17 protein-coding genes are annotated in these 17,883 nt (G+C 68.4%); 10 read left to right on the top strand and 7 right to left on the bottom strand.

Annotation, left to right across the window (positions count from 1 at the left end):
• Nucleotides 1–34 precede the first annotated feature (34 nt).
• From efp to RX333_RS07165, 3 genes are all read right to left on the bottom strand, one after another.
• Nucleotides 35–598, bottom strand: coding sequence for an elongation factor P (gene efp / locus RX333_RS07155; RefSeq protein WP_316014240.1), 564 nt, complete (start codon nt 596–598; stop codon nt 35–37).
• Nucleotides 599–672: 74 nt separating this feature from the next.
• Nucleotides 673–2,373 (bottom strand): ATP-binding protein, encoded by a 1,701-nt coding sequence (locus RX333_RS07160; protein WP_316014241.1) that lies wholly within the window; start codon nt 2,371–2,373, stop codon nt 673–675.
• Between the two features lie 82 nt (nt 2,374–2,455).
• A complete protein-coding gene (locus tag RX333_RS07165) occupies nt 2,456–3,538 on the bottom strand; it encodes an Mrp/NBP35 family ATP-binding protein (RefSeq protein ID WP_316014275.1) in 1,083 nt (360 codons plus the stop codon).
• Between the two features lie 359 nt (nt 3,539–3,897).
• Between RX333_RS07165 and RX333_RS07170 the strand changes: the two genes are divergently transcribed.
• Nucleotides 3,898–5,157 carry a DEAD/DEAH box helicase gene (locus RX333_RS07170; RefSeq protein WP_316014242.1) on the top strand — a complete coding sequence of 420 codons (1,260 nt, stop codon included), beginning with the start codon at nt 3,898–3,900 and terminating at the stop codon, nt 5,155–5,157.
• 244 nt (nt 5,158–5,401) lie between these two features.
• A complete protein-coding gene (locus RX333_RS07175; protein WP_316014243.1) occupies nt 5,402–6,493 on the top strand; it encodes a hypothetical protein in 1,092 nt (363 codons plus the stop codon).
• A gap of 116 nt (nt 6,494–6,609) precedes the next feature.
• On the opposite strand, the gene RX333_RS07180 is transcribed toward RX333_RS07175, so the two are convergent.
• Nucleotides 6,610–7,779, bottom strand: coding sequence for a pyridoxal phosphate-dependent aminotransferase (locus RX333_RS07180; RefSeq protein WP_316014244.1), 1,170 nt, complete (start codon nt 7,777–7,779; stop codon nt 6,610–6,612).
• A gap of 216 nt (nt 7,780–7,995) precedes the next feature.
• Here RX333_RS07180 and cysS point away from each other — a divergent pair, with 216 nt between their 5' ends.
• From cysS to RX333_RS07200, 4 genes are all read left to right on the top strand, one after another.
• Nucleotides 7,996–9,357: a cysteine--tRNA ligase gene (cysS, locus tag RX333_RS07185; RefSeq protein ID WP_316014245.1), complete on the top strand. Its 1,362-nt coding sequence runs from the start codon at nt 7,996–7,998 to the stop codon at nt 9,355–9,357.
• Between the two features lie 151 nt (nt 9,358–9,508).
• Complete coding sequence (gene cimA, locus RX333_RS07190; protein ID WP_316014246.1) at nt 9,509–11,134, top strand: citramalate synthase; 1,626 nt, start codon at nt 9,509–9,511, stop codon at nt 11,132–11,134.
• A gap of 83 nt (nt 11,135–11,217) precedes the next feature.
• Nucleotides 11,218–11,949, top strand: a complete 732-nt coding sequence (locus tag RX333_RS07195; protein WP_316014247.1) for a class I SAM-dependent methyltransferase — start codon at nt 11,218–11,220, stop codon at nt 11,947–11,949.
• Complete coding sequence (locus tag RX333_RS07200) at nt 11,946–12,749, top strand: phytoene/squalene synthase family protein (protein ID WP_316014248.1); 804 nt, start codon at nt 11,946–11,948, stop codon at nt 12,747–12,749. Before RX333_RS07195 ends, RX333_RS07200 begins: the two co-directional genes overlap by 4 nt.
• Here the strand turns inward: RX333_RS07200 and RX333_RS07205 are convergent.
• On the bottom strand, nt 12,727–13,968 hold the full coding sequence (locus tag RX333_RS07205) for an MFS transporter (RefSeq protein ID WP_316014249.1): 1,242 nt from the start codon (nt 13,966–13,968) through the stop codon (nt 12,727–12,729). The two genes, RX333_RS07200 and RX333_RS07205, sit on opposite strands and share 23 nt — an antisense overlap.
• Before the next feature lie 42 nt (nt 13,969–14,010).
• On the opposite strand from RX333_RS07205, the gene RX333_RS07210 reads away from it, so the two are divergent.
• The 4 genes from RX333_RS07210 to RX333_RS07225 all read left to right on the top strand — a co-directional run bounded on the left by RX333_RS07210 (nt 14,011) and on the right by RX333_RS07225 (nt 16,817).
• The gene (locus RX333_RS07210) at nt 14,011–14,664 is read left to right on the top strand and encodes an HAD family phosphatase (protein ID WP_316014250.1); all 654 of its coding nucleotides are present in this window, start codon (nt 14,011–14,013) and stop codon (nt 14,662–14,664) included.
• The gene (locus RX333_RS07215) at nt 14,661–15,293 is read left to right on the top strand and encodes a DNA-3-methyladenine glycosylase 2 family protein (RefSeq protein ID WP_316014251.1); all 633 of its coding nucleotides are present in this window, start codon (nt 14,661–14,663) and stop codon (nt 15,291–15,293) included. Before RX333_RS07210 ends, RX333_RS07215 begins: the two co-directional genes overlap by 4 nt.
• Before the next feature lie 21 nt (nt 15,294–15,314).
• On the top strand, nt 15,315–15,968 hold the full coding sequence (locus RX333_RS07220) for an alpha/beta hydrolase (RefSeq protein ID WP_316014252.1): 654 nt from the start codon (nt 15,315–15,317) through the stop codon (nt 15,966–15,968).
• 240 nt (nt 15,969–16,208) lie between these two features.
• Nucleotides 16,209–16,817: an HNH endonuclease gene (locus RX333_RS07225; protein ID WP_316014253.1), complete on the top strand. Its 609-nt coding sequence runs from the start codon at nt 16,209–16,211 to the stop codon at nt 16,815–16,817.
• 16 nt (nt 16,818–16,833) lie between these two features.
• Here the strand turns inward: RX333_RS07225 and RX333_RS07230 are convergent, their stop codons facing one another.
• Nucleotides 16,834–17,301, bottom strand: a complete 468-nt coding sequence (locus RX333_RS07230) for a disulfide bond formation protein B (protein ID WP_316014254.1) — start codon at nt 17,299–17,301, stop codon at nt 16,834–16,836.
• On the bottom strand, nt 17,298–17,876 hold the full coding sequence (locus tag RX333_RS07235; RefSeq protein ID WP_316014255.1) for a YqaA family protein: 579 nt from the start codon (nt 17,874–17,876) through the stop codon (nt 17,298–17,300). Before RX333_RS07235 ends, RX333_RS07230 begins: the two co-directional genes overlap by 4 nt.
• Between the last annotated feature and the right edge of the window lie 7 nt (nt 17,877–17,883).

Raw genomic sequence — 17,883 nt, forward strand, 5'->3', positions numbered from 1 at the left:
ACCGCGCGCCCGCGAGGCATCTTGTCAGACCACGTCAGGCCCGCTCGACATATTCCATCGTTTCGGTCGAGACGACGATCGCCTCGTCCTGCGCGACGAAGGGTGGGACCATGACGCGCACGCCGTTGTCGAGTGTGGCGGGCTTGAAGGAGTTGGCGGCGGTCTGCCCCTTCACCACCGGCTCGGTCTCGACGATGGTGCAGGTCACGCGCTCGGGCAGGGAGGCACTGAGCGCCTCGCTCTCGTAATACTCGACCTGCACGGTCATGCCGTCCTGCAGGAAGGGGCGGCGGTCGCCGAGGATGTCGGCCGGAATCTCGATCTGCTCGAAGGTCTCGTTATCCATGAAGACGAGCATGCCGTCGGTCTCGTAGAGGAACTGCTGGTCCTTCTGCTCCAGCCGCACGCGCTCGACCTTGTCCGCCGAGCGGAAGCGTTCGTTGAGCTTGGAGCCGTTGCGCAGGTTCTTCATCTCGACCTGCGCAAAGGCGCCGCCCTTGCCGGGCTTGACATGCGCGACCTTCACCGCGACCCACAGGCCGCCATTATGTTCCAGCACGTTGCCGGGACGGATTTCGTTGCCGTTGATCTTGGGCATGGCTCGGGGCCTCTTTCTCGCGAGAAATCGAAGGGTCGCGCCGGAGTATCAAGGCGCGACCGCCCGTGCAAGCGTCAGGCGGCGAAGCGCGACAGCAGCGATTCGAGCATGGCGGGCGTCAGGGGCTTGAGCAGGATGTCGCGCGCGCCCAGCTGGCGGGCGCGGTCCATCTCCGCTTCGGTCGCGCCGGCGGTGATCATCACGATGGGCGGGGCCGGGCGGCGCAGGGCGCGGGCCCGGTCGAGCACCCAGGTCCCGTTCGTGTCGGGCATGTGCATGTCGAGAACGACGAGGTCGAAGACCTGGTTGCGCATCAGATCGAGCGCCTGAGCGCCGCTTGTCGCCTCCTCGACTTGCGCGCCGAGACTGCGCATGTAGGTCGCGGCGATCATCAGATTGGTGGGAATGTCGTCTGCCACCAGCACCCGCAGACCGCTGGCGGTGAAGCGCGGGCGCGGAGCCTCGGGCACCAGGGCGCGGACGGCGAGGGTGAGGGTGAAGATCGTCCCCTGACCCTCGACCGACTTGAAGGTCAGGTCGCCCCCCATCATCCGGGCGAGCTGCCGCGTGATGACGAGGCCCAGGCCCGAGCCGCCGAAATCCTGCACGATCTGCGGATCGGCCTGCCCGAACGGGGTGAAGAGCTGGGTCGCCGCTTCCGCTGACATGCCGATGCCCGTGTCATGGACGTCGACGACCAGCCGCGTGGGCTGACCCTCGCGGTCGATCCAGCGGGGGGCGACGCGGATCTGGCCCTCCGGTGTGAACTTCACCGCGTTCGACATCAGGTTGTTCATGCACTGACGGAAACGCTGGGCGTCGATCTCGACCGCCTCGGGCAGGCTCATGTCGTAGTCGATCAGCAGGTCGAGCCCCTTGTCCGCCGCGATCGGACCCCAGAGCCGCTCGATGCCGGCGAAGAGGTCGGACGTATCCTGACGCGCCTGCACGATGGGCATCCGGTTGGCTTCGAGCCGGGAGATGTCGAGGATGTCGTTGAGCATCTCCAGAAGCGTGGTGCCGCTTTCCTCGATGGTCTCGACCTTGCTGCGCTGATCATCGGTCAGGTCGGTGTCGCGCAGGATCTCGGCCATGCCGAGGATGGCCGAGAGCGGCGTGCGCACCTCGTGACTGACATTGGCGAGGAAGGTCGTCTTGCTTTCCGCCGCGCGGCGGGCCTGGTCGCGCGCGGCGCGCAAACGATCGAGCACGTCGAGGTAGAGACCCATCGCAACGATGACCAGCACGCCCGAGAACAGGACCACCATCATGTGCCGCACGGCGATGGTGGCGATCGAGCCTGCGGCCACGATCTCCCGCTCGATGGGCAGGCGGGTCAGCTCGACCCCCGCGATGATCGCGATGACAAGCACCGACAGGCCCGTCAACACCACGATCCCGGTGCGCGAATAGACCATGCCGCCGATGCAGATGAACACCGGCAGGTATCCCACGAAGCCGTAGGCGATGCCCTCGGCGGGCAGCAGCCCGATGCCCAGGATCACCGCCAGCGTCACGCCGAAGAACACGCCGCGCGCCAGCTCGAAGCGCATCCCGCGGCTCAGCGCCACGGGGATCAACAGGAAGGCGAGCGAGCCGATCATGATCGGCATGACAACCGCCTGCGGCTCGCCCAGCACGAAGACCAGCATCAAACAGATCACGGAGGTCGAGATCGAGATGGTGATCGACGCGAGGTTCAGGATGCGTCGTGCGAAATCGATCCGCCGCTCGCGGTCGAGCACGGAGACGTCATCCTGCCTGTTGAACTCCATGAACATGGAGAGGGGGGTACGTCGCAAAGGTGACATGATTTGGGCGAGACTGCGCTTTCGGTGGGGCAACCGGAGGTTGCAGCTATACCATGCCGCCCTCGATCAGGCGACGCGCGATCGCGGTGAAGGCCTGCGCCTGCGCGCTGTCCGGGTCGGACGCCACGATCGGCGCGCCCCCGTCCCCCGCCAGCCGGATCGCCATGTCGAGCGGCACCTCGCCCAGGAAGGGCAGGTCGAGCCGCGCGGCTTCCGCCTTTGCGCCGCCGTGGCCGAAGATGTCCGTCGCCTCGCCGCATTTGGGGCAGATGAAGGTGGACATGTTCTCGATCATGCCGAGCACGGGGGTCTTGGTCTTGCGGAACATGTCGAGCGCCTTGCGCGCGTCTAGCAGCGCGATGTCCTGCGGGGTGGAGACGACGAGCGCGCCGGTCAGCTCCGCCTTCTGCGCGAGCGTCAGCTGCACGTCGCCGGTGCCCGGCGGCAGGTCCACCAGCAGCACGTCGAGCTCGCCCCACGCGACCTGGTTGAGGAATTGCTGGAGCGCGCCCATCAGCATCGGGCCGCGCCAGACGACGGCCTGATCCTCCTCCAGCATGAAGCCGATGGACATGACCGTGACGCCATGCGCGCGCAGGGGTATGATCGTCTGGCCATCGGTGGTGCCGGGGCGCGCGTTCACGCCCAGCATCCGCGGCTGCGAGGGGCCGTAGACGTCGGCGTCGAGCAGGCCGACCCGCTTGCCCTCGCGCGCCAGCGCCACGGCGAGGTTGGAGGAGACGGTGGACTTGCCCACGCCGCCCTTGCCCGAGGCGATGGCGATGATGCGGTTGATGCCCGCCAGCTTCTGCGGACCGGCCTGCGGGGTGGGGTGGCGCCCGACCTTGAGCGAGGGCGGCGCGGCAGGCGCGGCACCCGGTTCGGCATGGGCAGTCAGGATCACGGAGGCCGCGTCCACGCCGTCGAGCGCGCGCACCGCAGCCTCGGCCGCCGCGCGGGTCGGCTCGCCCTGCCGTGCCAGCTCCACCGGCATTTCCAGCACGAAGCGGACCGCGCCGTTCGTGACGCTGAGCGCGCGCACCCGGTCGCGGTCGACCAGGGTGCCCTCGCCCGAGGGGTCGGGAATGGCGGAAAGCGCGGTCAGGATCGTGTCGCGGTCGGGCTGCATGGCGGGTCCTCTCATCGGGTCTCGCCTCTAGATCGGGCATCGCGCGGGCGGGCACAACCCCGGCTCCATCCTCGCCCCGACTCGACGCGACGCGGATGCGGGGGTTGCGCTGCACTGCCGCATCCCATAGATGAGCCCTACCGTAACGCGGGCCATGTGGGCCTGCGCCGTGGGTTCGGCTCCACGGAACAGACGTGACGACCCCGCGCGATGGCATCTAGCCCTGTCCGCCCCCTGCCGCCACTGGCGCGGCCCCGACGTGACCGGGAGGGCGGATCGATCCGAACATCGCTTATGATGACTTCCGGCCCGAAGATGGCCGGGCCTTGCCGCGTGCGACGCGGCCTTTTGGGATTTGTATGACTGACATGACTTTCGCCAGCTTCGGGCTGGCACGACCCTTGAACGAAGCTCTGGCACGCGCCGGGTTCGACACCCCGACCGAGATCCAGGCGCAGGCCATCGGGCCGCAGCTCGAAGGGCGCGACATCCTCGGCCTTGCGCAGACGGGCACGGGCAAGACGGCGGCCTTCGCGCTGCCGATCCTCAACAACATCCTCGGCATGCAGGGCCGTCCGACGCCGGGCACGGCGCGGGCGCTGATCCTCGCGCCCACGCGTGAACTGGCCGTGCAGATCCAGGACGAGTTCCGCCGCTTCGCCGGTGGGGCACGCCTGTCGACCTGCCTGGTGCTGGGCGGCGTCGGCAAGGGCGGGCAGATCCGCGCCCTGTCGCGCGGCGTCGATGTGCTGATCGCGACTCCGGGCCGGTTGCTCGACCTGGTGGACGACCGCAAGGTGCGGCTCGACGAGGTGCGGTTCGTGGTGCTCGACGAGGCGGACCGGATGCTCGACATGGGCTTCGTCCAGCCGGTCAAGCGCATCGTCTCGATGCTGCACCCGCGGCGGCAGTCGGCGCTGTTCTCCGCCACGATGCCCTCCGAGGTGTCGGGACTAGCCGAGAGCTTCTTGACCAATCCCGTGCGGGTCGAGGTCGCGCCGCAGAGCACGACAGTCGAGCGCATCGAGCAGTCGCTGGAGCTGATGGACGGCCCCGCCAAGCGCCGCCGTCTGGCCGAGATCGTCGCCTCCGACGAGGTCGAGCGGGCCATCGTCTTCGCCCGCACCAAGCGCGGTGCTGACCGGGTCGCGCAGAACCTGGAGAAGGACGGCATCCGCGCCGAGGCCATCCACGGCAACAAGGCGCAGAACGCGCGCCAGCGCGCGCTCGGCGCGTTCAAGCAGGGCGTGGTGAAGGTGCTGGTCGCGACGGATATCGCCGCGCGCGGCATCGACGTGAAGGGCATCTCCCACGTCGTGAACTACGACCTGCCCGACGAGCCCGAGAACTACGTCCACCGCATCGGACGCACGGCCCGCAACGGGGCGGAAGGCGTGGCGATCACGCTCTGCGCACCCGACGAGGTCAAGAAGATGCGCGCGGTCGAGAAGATCACCGGCGAGCGTCTGCTGCCAGACGGAGTGCGCGGTGAGGAGCCCAAGCCTCGCGGCAACCGGCGCCGCGGCGGTGGCGGCGGTGGGCCGAAGCCGGACGGCGCGGCCAAGCCACGGCGCAACCGTCGCCGCGGCGGCGGCGGGCCAAAGGCCAAGGCGGCTTGATTGGAAGGGCGGTGCAATGTCACCGCCCTTTTCGTATCGAGGTGGCTCAAGCCGCAAAAGAGCTTACGTAGCGGGTGTAAATCTCTTTCGTGGCCGTGCATGGTTCGAGCGTGTTCTTTCGCAAGCCGGCAGAGCACCCCACGTCGAAGGCGATGGTTCCCGCTCCGTGTATCGGCATCCGGCGCTTAAAAGCGGCGGTGACTACTGGCTGGTCGTCGGCGCAGGCCTTGCCCGGAGGAAACCGATGAAAAGGGTTCACACCTATCCCGATCTCTTCACCCATCGGCGCGAGTCCGTCCTGCCGGAGACCGTGCAGCGGCTGACGCATGATCTGGGGATGGCAGTCCAGAGCCGGACGGTGTCGCCGACGCTGGTATCGGCATTCAGAGCCGCGTTGCGCGACGTTCCGGCAGAGGCCGTGCCGCGCGCGGCAGCGGAAATCCGAGACGTCGGCCAGATGTTTGCCTGGCATCTCGACACCAAGACGACCGGGGCCGAATCGCAACTCCTGCATATGATCGGCCTCGCCCGCAAGACGCCGGACTCCCTTCTCCGGGAGCATCCCGATCTCGGCTGGTTCTTCATGTTTCATGGCAGTGGATACCTGCGCCAAGCCGCGATGGAGGCGTTGCCCACGTCGCCCGACAGTCCCTTCGAGGTGGCGGCGGTCGTCTACCGGATGAACGATTGGGTCGAGAACGTCCGCGCCGCATCGAGAGTCTATGCAAAAAAGTTCCTCCCGAGTTCGGATGCCCGGACCATAAGCGAGGCGGCATTCTTCCTGATCCATCAAGCCACGCTTTTCGGCAGGTGGACCGACACGTCCCGTTCCGTCGTGCTGGAAAACATCTACAGGGAGGACGTGCTCGCGAGATTGAAAGAGCAGTTCCTCGCGGCGCGGAGCGGCAAGATCGGGCGAAGCCTGAGTCTAATCCTCAGAAGGTCTGATTTCGATGGGTATCTGCGCGATCTCGTGATGGATGCGGACTCGCCGATCGTGCGGGCGATCGCGGCCGACACGCTCTTGACGAAGCGTGCAAGGTGGCATGTCGGGCACCGCCGGGAGTGGGTCAACAAAGCACTCGGCGTGGCCCGCCGCGTTCCAACGTTCGAGAGTCGCGTCGTCACCATCGACATACCGGTCATGGACGTGCTTACCGCTGCGATGAATGACAAGTCCGCACAGGTTCGGCGAACCGCCGCGGACTACCTGGTCGCCAATCGGTACAGTTTGACGCCCGAGATGATGGTTTTTCGCGATCGGCTCAGCACCGATAAGAGCCCGGCTATTCGGTTCAGAATGGATTTCCTGAACAGATCGCTGGCGGAAAGCTGAGCAGGGCTGTTTCCCACCTCATGTGGCAAATGCTGCGTTCGGGTCGGTGACACCAGCGCTTCCGGCAGGTCGTCCGGAGCCTCGCACCAATCCTGTTTTCACCGTCTTAGGTTCGCCTAGTCGGCACAAGTCCCCGCGAAGGTGACGAGCCTGCGCAATGCGTCAGCGAGTCTCTCATCCGCCACCGTCAGGGCGACCCTCAGATGGCCTGCCGCGGCCTTCCCGAACCCCTCGCCGGGCATGGTGGCGACGCCGGTCTCCTCCAGGAGCCGCATGGCGAAGTCGATCCCGCTCAACCCCGTGGGCCGGATGTCGAGCATCAGGTACATCCCGCCCTGCGGCGGCGAGACGCGGACCGGGGAACCTGCCAGCACCTCGACCGCCAGATCGCGTCGGCGGCGGTAGCGGGCGGCGGCCTCCGCCTCGATCGCGTCGCCGTCGCGCAGGGCGAATTCGGCGGCGTCCTGGATGAAGCCGGGCACGCCGTAGGTGGTCGAGATCGCGAGGTCGCGCAGGGCCAGCGCGGTCCCCTCGGGCGCGACCAGCCAGCCCAGACGCGCCCCGGTCATCACATGGCTCTTCGACAGGGAGCCGATGACGATGCAGCGCTCGGCCATGCCGGGCAGGGTGCGGGGGCTGAGATGCGTGCCCTCCCAGACCTGGCCGTCATAGACTTCGTCCGAGATGATCGTGCAGTCGTGGCGGATGGCCATCCCGGCGATCCGCTCCATCACTGCGCGGGGATAGACGGCGCCGGTCGGGTTGTTGGGCGAATTGAGGATGAGCGCCCGCGCGCCCGACATCGCTGCATCGAGCGTGTCGAGATCGGGCAGGAACCCCGCATCGGGCCGGGTGGGGGCGATGCGCGGCACCGCGCCCGCGCTGCGCACGGTCAGCGGATAGGTGGCGTAGTAGGGGTCGAGCAGCACCACCGCGTCGCCCGGATCGGTCACGGCCATCAGGGCCGCGAACAGCGCGAACTGCCCGCCCGGCAGCACCAGCACGGCCTCCGGCGTGAGCGGGGCGCCGGTGCGCAGGCTCGCCCGCTCGGCGATGGCGGCGCGCAGGCCGGGTGTGCCGCTCATCGCCGCGTAGCCGGTATGCCCGCCCCGTGCCGAGGCGATCATCGCGTCGAGGATCGGGTGAGGGGTGGTGGTGTCGTGATCGCCGATGGAAAGCATCGTGACGTCGCGGCCCTCCGCTTTCAGCGCCACGGCCCGCTCGAACACGGCCCAGGCGTCGCCGGCGGGATCGGGAATGGCACGCAGCCGGGCGGATGGGGTCATGGGCGCTGTCCTCCTCGCCGCAGCAAGTGAGACGCGGGCGCGCGAAGGCAAGGCTTGCATGGTGTCGCGATCGCGCCTAGGGTCGCCGACATGACGATCCTGATCTACATCGCGTGCATCATTACCCGCTGACATAGCGTCCGCGCGGTTTCGTCGTTTCCCAAGACAACTCGACCTGATAAGCCCGCGCGGGATCGCCCCTGCCAAGGCTGAACCATGACCGAAATCCACCTCTACGACACCAAGAGCAAGCGCAAGCAGCGGCTCGACCCCGTCACGCCGGGGCGGGTGAACATGTATGTCTGCGGGCCGACGGTCTATGACCGCGCGCATCTGGGCAACGCGCGGGCGGTGGTGAGCTTCGACGTGCTCTACCGCCTGCTGCGGCATGTCTACGGTGCCGATGCGGTGACTTACGTGCGCAACTTCACGGATGTGGACGACAAGATCAACGCGCGCGCGGCGGAGAGCGGGCGGCCGATCCGCGACATCACCGAGGAGACGATCGGCTGGTACCTGTCGGACATGGCGGCCCTCGGCGCGCTGGAGCCCGACCGGATGCCCCGCGCGACCGAGAGCATCGGCGAGATGATCGCGATGATCGAGGAACTGATCGCCAAGGGCCACGCCTATGTCGCCGAGGGGCATGTGCTGTTCTCGGTTTCCTCGGACCCCGATTACGGCTCGCTGAGCCACCGCGAGGTGAAGGACATGATCGCGGGCGCGCGGGTCGAGGTCGCGCCCTACAAGCGCGACGCGATGGATTTCGTGCTCTGGAAGCCGTCGGATGCGGACACGCCCGGCTGGGACAGCCCCTGGGGCCGGGGGCGGCCCGGCTGGCATATCGAGTGCTCGGCCATGTCCAAGGCGGCCTTCGGCGACCGCTTCGACATACACGGCGGCGGCAACGACCTGATGTTCCCGCATCACGAGAACGAGGCCGCGCAGAGCCGCTGCGCCAACGGGGCGGAGATGGCCTCGATCTGGATGCATAACGGCATGTTGCAGGTCGAAGGCGCGAAGATGTCCAAGAGCCTCGGCAATTTCTTCACGGTACGCGACCTCCTGGATCGCGGCGTTCCGGGGGAGGTGGCGCGGATGGTGCTGCTCGGCACGCATTACCGCGCGCCGCTCGACTGGACCGAGCGCTCGGTCGAGGAGGCGGAGACGGTGCTGCGCAAGTGGCACACCCGCACGGACGGCGCGCCGGTGGGCGAGGTGCCGGAAGGCGTGATCGCGGCGCTGGCGGACGACCTGAACACGGCGGGTGCAATCGCGGTGCTGCACGGGGAGAGCGACCCGGCGCGGCTGAAGGCGGGGGCGCAGATGCTCGGACTGCTCGACGAAGGCATGGGCGGCTGGGTCGGCCAGCCCGTCGTGTCGGAGGAGATCGCTGACCGGATCGAGGCGCTGATCGCCGCGCGGGCGGAGGCGCGGGCGGCCAAGGATTTCGTGCGGGCCGATGCTATCCGGGACGGGTTCGCGGCGGCGGGTGTCGTGGTGAAGGATACGGGCGGCGGCGCGGAGTGGGAGCTGACGCCCGAGTTCGACGCTGTGAAGCTGGAGGGGCTGGGATGAGCCATGCACTACGTACTGAGGGCAGCCCCCGACCGCGGGTGGGGGTGAAGCCCCCGCGTCGCTCCATAGGAGCGCACCTCCGGTGCGACGGGGCGGTCGGGGGCTGCCCGGCGGTGCCCGCCGGGCGGAACAGCTCTGAGAAGGCTTACACATGACCCGCGAACGCCTCACCCTCTTCGACACCACGCTGCGCGACGGGCAGCAGACGCATGGCGTGGACTTCTCGCTCGACGACAAGCGGCGGATCGCAGCGGCGCTCGATGCGCTGGGGCTCGACTATGTCGAGGGCGGCTGGCCGGGGGCGAACCCCACGGACAGCGAGTTCTTCGATGCCGCCCCTGCCTTCGGGCGCGCGACCTTCACCGCCTTCGGCATGACCAAGCGGGCTGGGCGTTCGGCCGACAATGACGACGTGCTGGCAGCCGTGCTGAATGCCAACACGCCTGCGGTCTGCCTCGTGGGCAAGACGCATGACTTTCACGTGGACACCGCGCTCGGCATCACACTTGAGGAGAACCGGGCGAATATCCGCGACAGCTTCGCCCATATCACAGCACAGGGCCGCGAGGCTCTGTTCGATGCAGAGCATTTCTTCGACGGGTACAAGGCGAACCCGGATTACGCGCTCGCCTGCCTGCACGATGCGCTGGAGGCGGGGTGCCGCTGGGTCGTGCTCTGCGACACCAATGGCGGCACGCTTCCGGGCGAGATCGGTCGGATCGTGGCCGAGGTGATCGCGGCAGGCGTGCCGGGGCATCGGCTGGGCATCCACACCCATAACGACACCGAGAACGCGGTGGCCGGAAGCCTCGCCGCCGTCGATGCGGGTGCGCGGCAAATCCAGGGGACGCTGAACGGGCTGGGAGAGCGCTGCGGCAATGCCAACCTGACCGCGCTGATCCCGACGCTGCTGCTCAAGGAGCCCTATGCCAGCCGGTTCGAGACCGGGGTGGCGACCGACAGCCTGCACGATCTGACGCGGATCAGCCGGATGCTCGACGACATCCTCAACCGGGTGCCGAACCGGCATGCGGCCTATGTCGGGGCGTCGGCCTTCACCCACAAGGCCGGGCTGCACGCCAGCGCGATCCTGAAGGACCCGACCACCTACGAGCACATCCCGCCCGAGATCGTCGGCAACCAGCGCGTCGTGCCGATGAGCAACCAGGCGGGCCAGTCCAACCTGCGCCGCCGTCTCGACGAAGCGGGAATCGCGGTGGAGAAGGGCGATCCGCGCCTCGCGGCGATCCTCGACGAGATCAAGGCGCGCGAGGATCAGGGCTACGCCTATGACAGCGCGCGCGGATCGTTCGAGCTGCTGGCGCGCCGGGTGCTGGGGCAGTTGCCCCGCTTCTTCGAGGTGGAGCGCTACCGCGTGACGGTGGAGAAGCGCCGCAACGCGCGCGGCGAGCCGATCACCGTGTCCGAGGCCGTCGTCGTGGTGCAGATCGGGGGGGAGCGCATCATCTCCGCCGCCGACAGCTTCTTCGCCGAGAGCGAGGCCGACCAGGGGCCGGTGCATGCGCTGTCGGCGGCGCTGCAGCGCGATCTGGGACGCTACCAATCCTATATCGACGACATGAAGCTGGTGGATTTCAAGGTGCGCATCACCAATGGCGGGACCGAGGCCGTGACCCGCGTGCTGATCGACAGCGAGGACGCGGAGGGCCGTCGTTGGTCGACGGTCGGCGTTTCGCCCAACATCGTGGACGCAAGCTTCCAGGCGTTGTCGGACGCGGTGATCTGGAAGCTGATCCGCGATGGCGCGCCGGTCTGAGAGGACGGGATGCCTCCGGCGGGGATATTTGGCGGAAGTGAAGGGGCTTACGGTCGGGCGGCTGGCGGGCTAGGGTCCGCGCCATGAGCGGTCATCCAATCTATACGCTGCATTCGGGATTGCTGCGCGAGGCTCCGGGCTCGGACGAGACGACGCTGCGCGCACTGACCGAGGCCGGGGTCGAGGGGCCCGTGACGCTGGCGGACATGGGTTGCGGGCCGGGCGCGGCAAGCCTGGTGGCGCTCCGCGCGATGCCCGAGGCGCAGGTCATCGCGGTGGACAATCACGCGCCTTACCTAGAGACGCTTCAGCACCGTGCGGATGCGGCAGGGCTGTCGCGGCGACTGGAGACGCGGGTGGCGGATATGGGCGATCCGGGGATCGCGCCCGGATCGCTCGACCTGATCCTGTGCGAAGGGGCGCTCTATTTTCTGGGCGTGACCGAAGGGCTGCGGCGCTGGCGCGACCTGTTGAAACCGGGCGGCCGGATCGTGTTTTCCGAGGTGGTCTGGATCAAGCGGGCACCGCCCGAGGCGGCCAAGCTGTTCTGGATGGAATATCCGCAGATGACCAACCGCGACGGAGTGCGCGGACGTGTGGCCGAAGCCGGATTCCGCGTCGTCTCGGATTTCGTCCAGCCCAAGGAGGACTGGACGCAGTATCTCGGGCCGCTCGGGGCACGGGTCGAGGCCTTGCGCCCCGATGCCGACCCGGGCTTGCGCGAAGTGCTGGATGGGGCGGCGGCGGAGGTGGACCTGTTCGACCGGCATTCGGATGCCTATGCCTATGCCGTCTTCGTCGTGGAGCCCGCATGAGCTGGCAGCCCTGCGCCGAGATCGTCGAGCGCGCCGATCCCGACCGCTTCCTGTCGGCGATGACGGCGTCCGAGGCGGGCCGGGCGGCGCTGTTCCCGCTCTATGCCTTCAACGCGGAGGTGGCGAAGGCGCCCTGGGTCACGTCCGAGCCGGGGCTGGCGGAGATCCGGTTGCAGTGGTGGCGCGATGCGATCGGGGAAATCTATGCCGGGGCCGAGCCGCGGCGGCATGAGGTCGTTACGCCGCTGGCCGAGGTGATCGGAGCGCGGAACCTGCCGCGCTTCGCCTTCGACGCGCTGATCGACGCGCGCGCCTTCGACATCTACGAGGCGGGTCATGTGGGGACGGCGGCGCTCGACGCCTATCTCGCCGCGACCTCGGCCGGATTGATGGAGCTTGCCATGCGGTCGACGGGCGGCGATGCCGTGGACCTCGCGCGTGGGACCGGCTGGGCGCAGGGCGCGGCGGGGCTGATGCGGGCGCTGCCGGTGCTCTGGTCGTCGGGCCGGGATCCGCTGCCGGTGCCCGGCGGGCTCGACCGGCAGGCGGTGCTGGCGGGGAAGATGCCCGACGCGGTGGCGAAGGTTCTGCGCGATCTGGCCGGGCGGGCGCTCGACCGGATCGCACCGGTGCCGCGCGATCTGCCAGAGGATGCGAAGGCCGCGCTGCGCGCCGCGTGGCAGGCACCGCGCATCCTGCGCACCGTGCAACGCGACCCGTCGGCGATCTTCGGCCGGCTGGACGTGTCGGAGTTCCGCAGGCGGGGCGGGCTTCTGGTCAGGACGCTGCGCGGGCGCTGAGCCGCGTGCGGATCATATAGGCGATAAGCACCCCGCCCGCGATCGCCAGGAACGGGATCATCGCGTAGTTCACCGCGTGCCATCCCAGCAGCACGTCGCCCGCGCCGACCCCGTTCATCAGGAGGCCGGAGGAGAAGCTCGCCACCGTGACGAGGCCGAAGACGAGGAAGTCGTTGAGACCCTGCACCTTGGCCCGCTCCTCCGCCGTATGGGCCGAGGTCAGCATCGCGGTCGCGCCGATGAATCCGAAATTCCAGCCGAGGCCCAGCAGGATCAGCGCGCCGTAGAATTGCCCGAGCGCCACGCCCGACAGCGCCACAAGGCCCGCGGCTCCCAGCAGGGCGAGGCCGATGGCCACGATCTTCTCGGCTCCGAACCGGGCGATCAGCGAGCCGGTGAAGAAGCTGGGCCCGAACATCGCGAGCACGTGGTATTTCACCACGTTGGCTGCGTCCCCGGTGCCGAAGCCGCAGCCGACCACGGCGAGCGGCGTGGAGGTCATCATCAGGTTCATCAGCGCGTAGGAGACCATCGCGCACAGGATCGCGGTGTAGACGCGCGGCTGCGTGAGGATCACCCGCAACGGGCGACCGGTGCTCGCCCCCGGTGCGCGCTGCGGCGGGCGCGGCGCGTCGAGGAACAGGAGCAGGATCACGCCGAGCGCGTTGATGGCAACGACGGCGAGATAGGCCCCGGCGAAGGGGATGGGCGCGAGCGCGCCGCCGAAGAGCTTGACGACCTCCGGCCCGAGGATGGCCGAGATCAGGCCGCCCGCCATGACCCAGGAGATCGCGCGGGGGCGCAGAGCCTCGCTCGCCGTGTCGGTGGCGGCGAAGCGGTAGAAGCCCTGCGCGCTCATATAGATGCCAGTCAACGCGTGGCCCGCGATCAGCAGCGCGAAGCTCGCCTGGTAGAGAGCCACGACGCTGAGCGCCGCGCCGATGCCGCCCGCGATCACGCCCGTGAGGAAGCCCGCGCGCCGTCCGAACTTGCCCATCAGCAGCGACAGCACGGGGGCCGAGAACATCGAGACCAGCACGATCACGCTGATCGGCGCGGTGGCGTAGAGCGGGGACGGGGCCAGCATCTGGCCCGCGAGGCCGCCCAGCACGAAGACCACGGGCATCTGCGCGCCCATCAGGCCCTGCGACGCCACGAGGACGGCGACGTTGCGCATCGTGCGGCGATCATCGACAAGGGGGGCGGTCATCTCGGTCATGGGTCCGGGTGTGGACCTCTGCCGAGGAGAAATCAACGCGTGATGCGTATCGACACAAGGCGGCCCGGCTGGCTCGACGCGGTGATCTTCGATTGCGACGGGGTGCTGGTGGACAGCGAGCCGATCACCACGCGGGCGATCCGCGACAACCTCGCGGCGCGGGGCGTGGCGTGGAGCGTTGCGGATATCGAGCGGAATTTCCTGGGCGGGACGCTTGCGGGGATCGGCGAGGCGGCGGTGCGCGCGGGCGCGCGGCTGGAGCCGGACTGGCTCGACCGGACCTACGAGGAGCTGTTTGCGGTTCTGGAACGCGAGGTCGAGGCGATGCCGAGGGCGGACACGCTGCTCGAATGGTGCGGGCGCGAGGGCATCGCGGTCGCCGTCGGCTCGAACGGGCCGGTGCGCAAGATGGAGGTGACGCTGCGCCGCACGGGGCTGGAGCGGTATTTCCAGGGCCGGGTCGTCAGCCGCGAGAATGTGGCGCGGCCCAAGCCCGCCCCGGATGTCTATCTGGAGGCGCTGGCGCGCACCGGGGCGATTGCGGATCGCGCCGTGGTGGTCGAGGACAGTGCGACCGGCGCGCGGGCGGCGGCGGCGGCGGGAATCGCCTGCGTGATGATCGGGGTCGGGGATTTCGACGGTCCGTCAGTGACTTGCCTCGCGGACTTGCCGCAGGTTCTGGTGGCGATGCGATGAGTGTCGGGCGGATCATCACCTGCGAGGCGGATGTGGAGGAGGGCGCGGCCTGGCTGGCCGAGGTCGAGCCGCGCTTCGCTCACGCGCTCGAGGCAACCGGGCCGCTGCCCCTGCGCAGGCGGGGCGACGGGTTCGAGGCGCTCCTGTCGGCGATCGTGTCGCAGCAGCTGTCGGTCGCGGCGGCGCGCGGGATCTGGGCGCGGGTCGAGGCGGCGGGGGCGCATGATGCGCGGGCGCTGATGGCGATGGACGACGAGGCCTTGCGCGGCTGTGGCCTGTCGCGTCCCAAGATCCGTTATGCCCGTGCGCTGGCCGAGGCCGATCTCGATTACGTCGCCTTGCGCGACCTGCCCGATGCCGAGGTCGTGGCGCGGCTGGTCGAGCTCAAGGGCATCGGCATCTGGACGGCCGAGATCTACGCCATGTTCTCTTTGGGCCGCGCGGACGTTTTCGCGCCCGGCGACCTCGCGCTGCAGGAAGCGGCGCGGATGCTGTTCGACCTGCCCGAACGCCCGAAGGATACGGCCCTGCGGGAGATGTCGGCCGCCTGGTCGCCCTGGCGGTCGGTGGCGGCGCGGCTGCTGTGGGCCTATTACCACGTCGAGAAGTCCCGCGAAGGGATAGCATGAATTGATGAAGGAAGGGTTGAGATGAGCACTCTGACGGGACCGCGGCGCGAGGCCGCGTCGGGAAAGGCCGATGCGCTGGTCATCCTGCTGCATGGCTATGGCGCGGATGGCAACGACCTGATCGGGCTGGCCGATCCGCTGGCGCCGCATCTGCCGGATGTCACCTTCCTCGCCCCCAACGCGCCGGATCGCTGCGGCGTTAATCCGATGGGATATCAGTGGTTTCCGATCCCTTGGATGGACGGGTCGAGCGAGGTGGAGATGGGGCAGGGCTTCGCCCGTTCGGCCGATCTGCTGCATGGCTGGCTCGACGAGGTGGCGGAGGCAGAAGGCATCGGGGCGGACCGGACGGTCCTGATCGGCTTCAGCCAAGGCACGATGATGAGTCTTCAGGTCGGACCGCAGCGCGCGGCGCAACTGGCCGGGATCGTTGGCTTTTCCGGACGGCTCGTCCAGCCCGGCGCGCTGGCGGAGGCGAGGACGAAGCCGCCGGTGCAGCTGATCCACGGCGATGCGGACCCGGTGGTGCCCTACGATTCGATGGCGCAGGCCGAGGGAGCGCTTTCCGCGGCCGGGTTCGAGGTGAAGAGCCATACCAGCAAGGGGATCGCGCACGGGATCGGGCCGGACGGGTTGCAGGTCGCCTTCGACCGGATCCGGGGCTGGCTGGGCTGAAAACCGGTGTCTGCGATGCGTATGCACCCCGTATGGCATGCGTATGGCGACCGAATGGCTCGGGTATTGCCGCGGCACAGGTGTCATGCGCCTGTCACGGCCCGCCGCTATCCCTTCGGGCGACGCTCTGCATCTAGAGGCTTGATCGGTCTCGAAGCGCAGATATAGTCGATGTGAAGGGACGGGCTGGTCCCGTCTCCGATGCCGACAGGCGGGCCGGGACGGGAGGCTTTTTCCGGGATGACGACCACCCTCGACATGAATGCGGACCAGAGCTTCGCCAGCAATTTCGTGCGCTCGCCCGCAGCGCTGCGCGATCACCCCGCGCTGGTGCTGAACGCGGATTACCGCCCGCTGAGCTACTTCCCGCTGTCGCTGTGGCCCTGGCAGGAGGCGGTGAAGGCTGCTTTCCTCGACCGGGTGTCGATCATCGCGGAATACGACGCGGTCGCGCACAGCCCCAGCATGGAGATGCGGCTGCCTTCCGTCGTGGTTCTGAAGGACTATGTGCGGCCCGCCAAGATGGCGGCCTTCACCCGGTTCAACTTGTTCCTGCGCGACGGCTTCACCTGCCAGTATTGCGGGCGGGGGGGCGAGATGACGTTCGACCACGTGATCCCGCGCGCGCGGGGCGGGCGCACGACTTGGGAGAATGTCGTGGCGGCGTGCGGGCCGTGCAACCTCAAGAAGGGGTCGAAGACGCTGGAGCGGGCAGGGATGCGCCTGCGCCATCCGCCGCGCCAGCCCAGCCCCGAGCAGTTGCAGAATGTCGGGCGGCGCTTCCCGCCGAACTTCCTGCACGACAGCTGGATGGACTTTCTCTACTGGGATGCGGAGCTGGAGGCCTGACGGTCCGGTTGCGGCTTCAGGCCGTCCGCACCGCCCGCATCCAGAAGCCGAAGAGGAACAGCGAGAATACCGCGTTCCACCCCGCCATCGACAGGCCGAGGAAGACCCACGCAGCCTCGTCGCAGCGCACGACGCCCAGGGGGCCGTCCTGGCTGAGCAGGTCCGATCCGGTCATGCCCGACAGCGCGCTGCCCGAGCCGGAGCAGGAGGTCAGCCCCTCCCACCAGTCCCATTCGACGCCCGCGTGGAACACGGCGATCGCGATGCCGATGGCGATGGCGAGTGCCGCGAGGCCCGCGAGCGGAAGACGCGCACCGGGAAAGAGCAGCGCCAGGATACCCGCCCCGATTGCGATGGCGTGGGGCCAGCGTTGCCACAGGCACATCTGGCAAGGCGCGAGACCGCCGACATACTGAAACAGCAGCGCGCCCCCCAGAAGGGCGATGGAACCGAGGGTCGGGATCAGGAGGAAGGCACGGCTCACAGGAACCTCAACACGTAGAAGCCGCCGATCAGCAGCACCAGGAACAGGACGAAGAGCCAGGCGAGACGCCGTTCGATGAAGCCGCGGATCGGCTCCCCGAACTGCCACAACAGCCCGGCGATGACGAAGAAGATCGTGCCGCGCGCGATGATCGAGGCGACCATGAAGGTCGCGAAGTTGAGGCCGGTCGCCCCGCTCGCGATGGTGATGATCTTGTAGGGGAAGGGCGTCAGGCCCGCGAACAGCACCGCCCAGGCGCCCTGGTCGTTGTAGCGGCGGGCGAAATCCTCGAACAGCGCGGTCTTGTGGTACAAGTCGAGGATCGGCAGTGCGACGCTCTCGTAAAGGCTCGCGCCGATGAAATAGCCGAAGGCGCCGCCGGTCACGCTGGCGAGCGTACAGACGCCCGCGATCAGCCAGGCTCGCGAGGGTGCGGCCAGCACCATCGGGATGATGAGCACATGGGGCGGGATCGGGAAGAACGAGCTTTCGGCAAAGGCGACGGCGGCCAGCACCCACAGGGCGTGGCGATGCTCGGCGAGCGAAAGGGTCCAGTCGTAGAGGCGGCGCAACATGGGGCGA

Origin of the sequence: Roseobacter sp. HKCCA0434 (genome assembly GCF_032464675.1) — a bacterium.
Lineage (GTDB): Bacteria > Pseudomonadota > Alphaproteobacteria > Rhodobacterales > Rhodobacteraceae > Pontivivens.

Excerpts from the sequence above, each read along its gene's own strand:
- cimA (WP_316014246.1), top strand. The coding sequence starts at position 9,509 with ATGACCCGCGAACGCCTCACCCTCTTCGACACCACGCTGCGCGACGGG.
- RX333_RS07195 (WP_316014247.1), top strand. The coding sequence starts at position 11,218 with ATGAGCGGTCATCCAATCTATACGCTGCATTCGGGATTGCTGCGCGAG.
- RX333_RS07165 (WP_316014275.1), bottom strand. The coding sequence starts at position 3,538 with ATGCAGCCCGACCGCGACACGATCCTGACCGCGCTTTCCGCCATTCCC.
- RX333_RS07175 (WP_316014243.1), top strand. The coding sequence starts at position 5,402 with ATGAAAAGGGTTCACACCTATCCCGATCTCTTCACCCATCGGCGCGAG.
- RX333_RS07215 (WP_316014251.1), top strand. The coding sequence starts at position 14,661 with ATGAGTGTCGGGCGGATCATCACCTGCGAGGCGGATGTGGAGGAGGGC.
- efp (WP_316014240.1), bottom strand. The coding sequence starts at position 598 with ATGCCCAAGATCAACGGCAACGAAATCCGTCCCGGCAACGTGCTGGAA.
- RX333_RS07200 (WP_316014248.1), top strand. The coding sequence starts at position 11,946 with ATGAGCTGGCAGCCCTGCGCCGAGATCGTCGAGCGCGCCGATCCCGAC.
- RX333_RS07225 (WP_316014253.1), top strand. The coding sequence starts at position 16,209 with ATGACGACCACCCTCGACATGAATGCGGACCAGAGCTTCGCCAGCAAT.
- RX333_RS07180 (WP_316014244.1), bottom strand. The coding sequence starts at position 7,779 with ATGACCCCATCCGCCCGGCTGCGTGCCATTCCCGATCCCGCCGGCGAC.
- cysS (WP_316014245.1), top strand. The coding sequence starts at position 7,996 with ATGACCGAAATCCACCTCTACGACACCAAGAGCAAGCGCAAGCAGCGG.
- RX333_RS07205 (WP_316014249.1), bottom strand. The coding sequence starts at position 13,968 with ATGACCGAGATGACCGCCCCCCTTGTCGATGATCGCCGCACGATGCGC.
- RX333_RS07210 (WP_316014250.1), top strand. The coding sequence starts at position 14,011 with ATGCGTATCGACACAAGGCGGCCCGGCTGGCTCGACGCGGTGATCTTC.
- RX333_RS07220 (WP_316014252.1), top strand. The coding sequence starts at position 15,315 with ATGAGCACTCTGACGGGACCGCGGCGCGAGGCCGCGTCGGGAAAGGCC.
- RX333_RS07160 (WP_316014241.1), bottom strand. The coding sequence starts at position 2,373 with ATGGAGTTCAACAGGCAGGATGACGTCTCCGTGCTCGACCGCGAGCGG.
- RX333_RS07235 (WP_316014255.1), bottom strand. The coding sequence starts at position 17,876 with ATGTTGCGCCGCCTCTACGACTGGACCCTTTCGCTCGCCGAGCATCGC.
- RX333_RS07170 (WP_316014242.1), top strand. The coding sequence starts at position 3,898 with ATGACTGACATGACTTTCGCCAGCTTCGGGCTGGCACGACCCTTGAAC.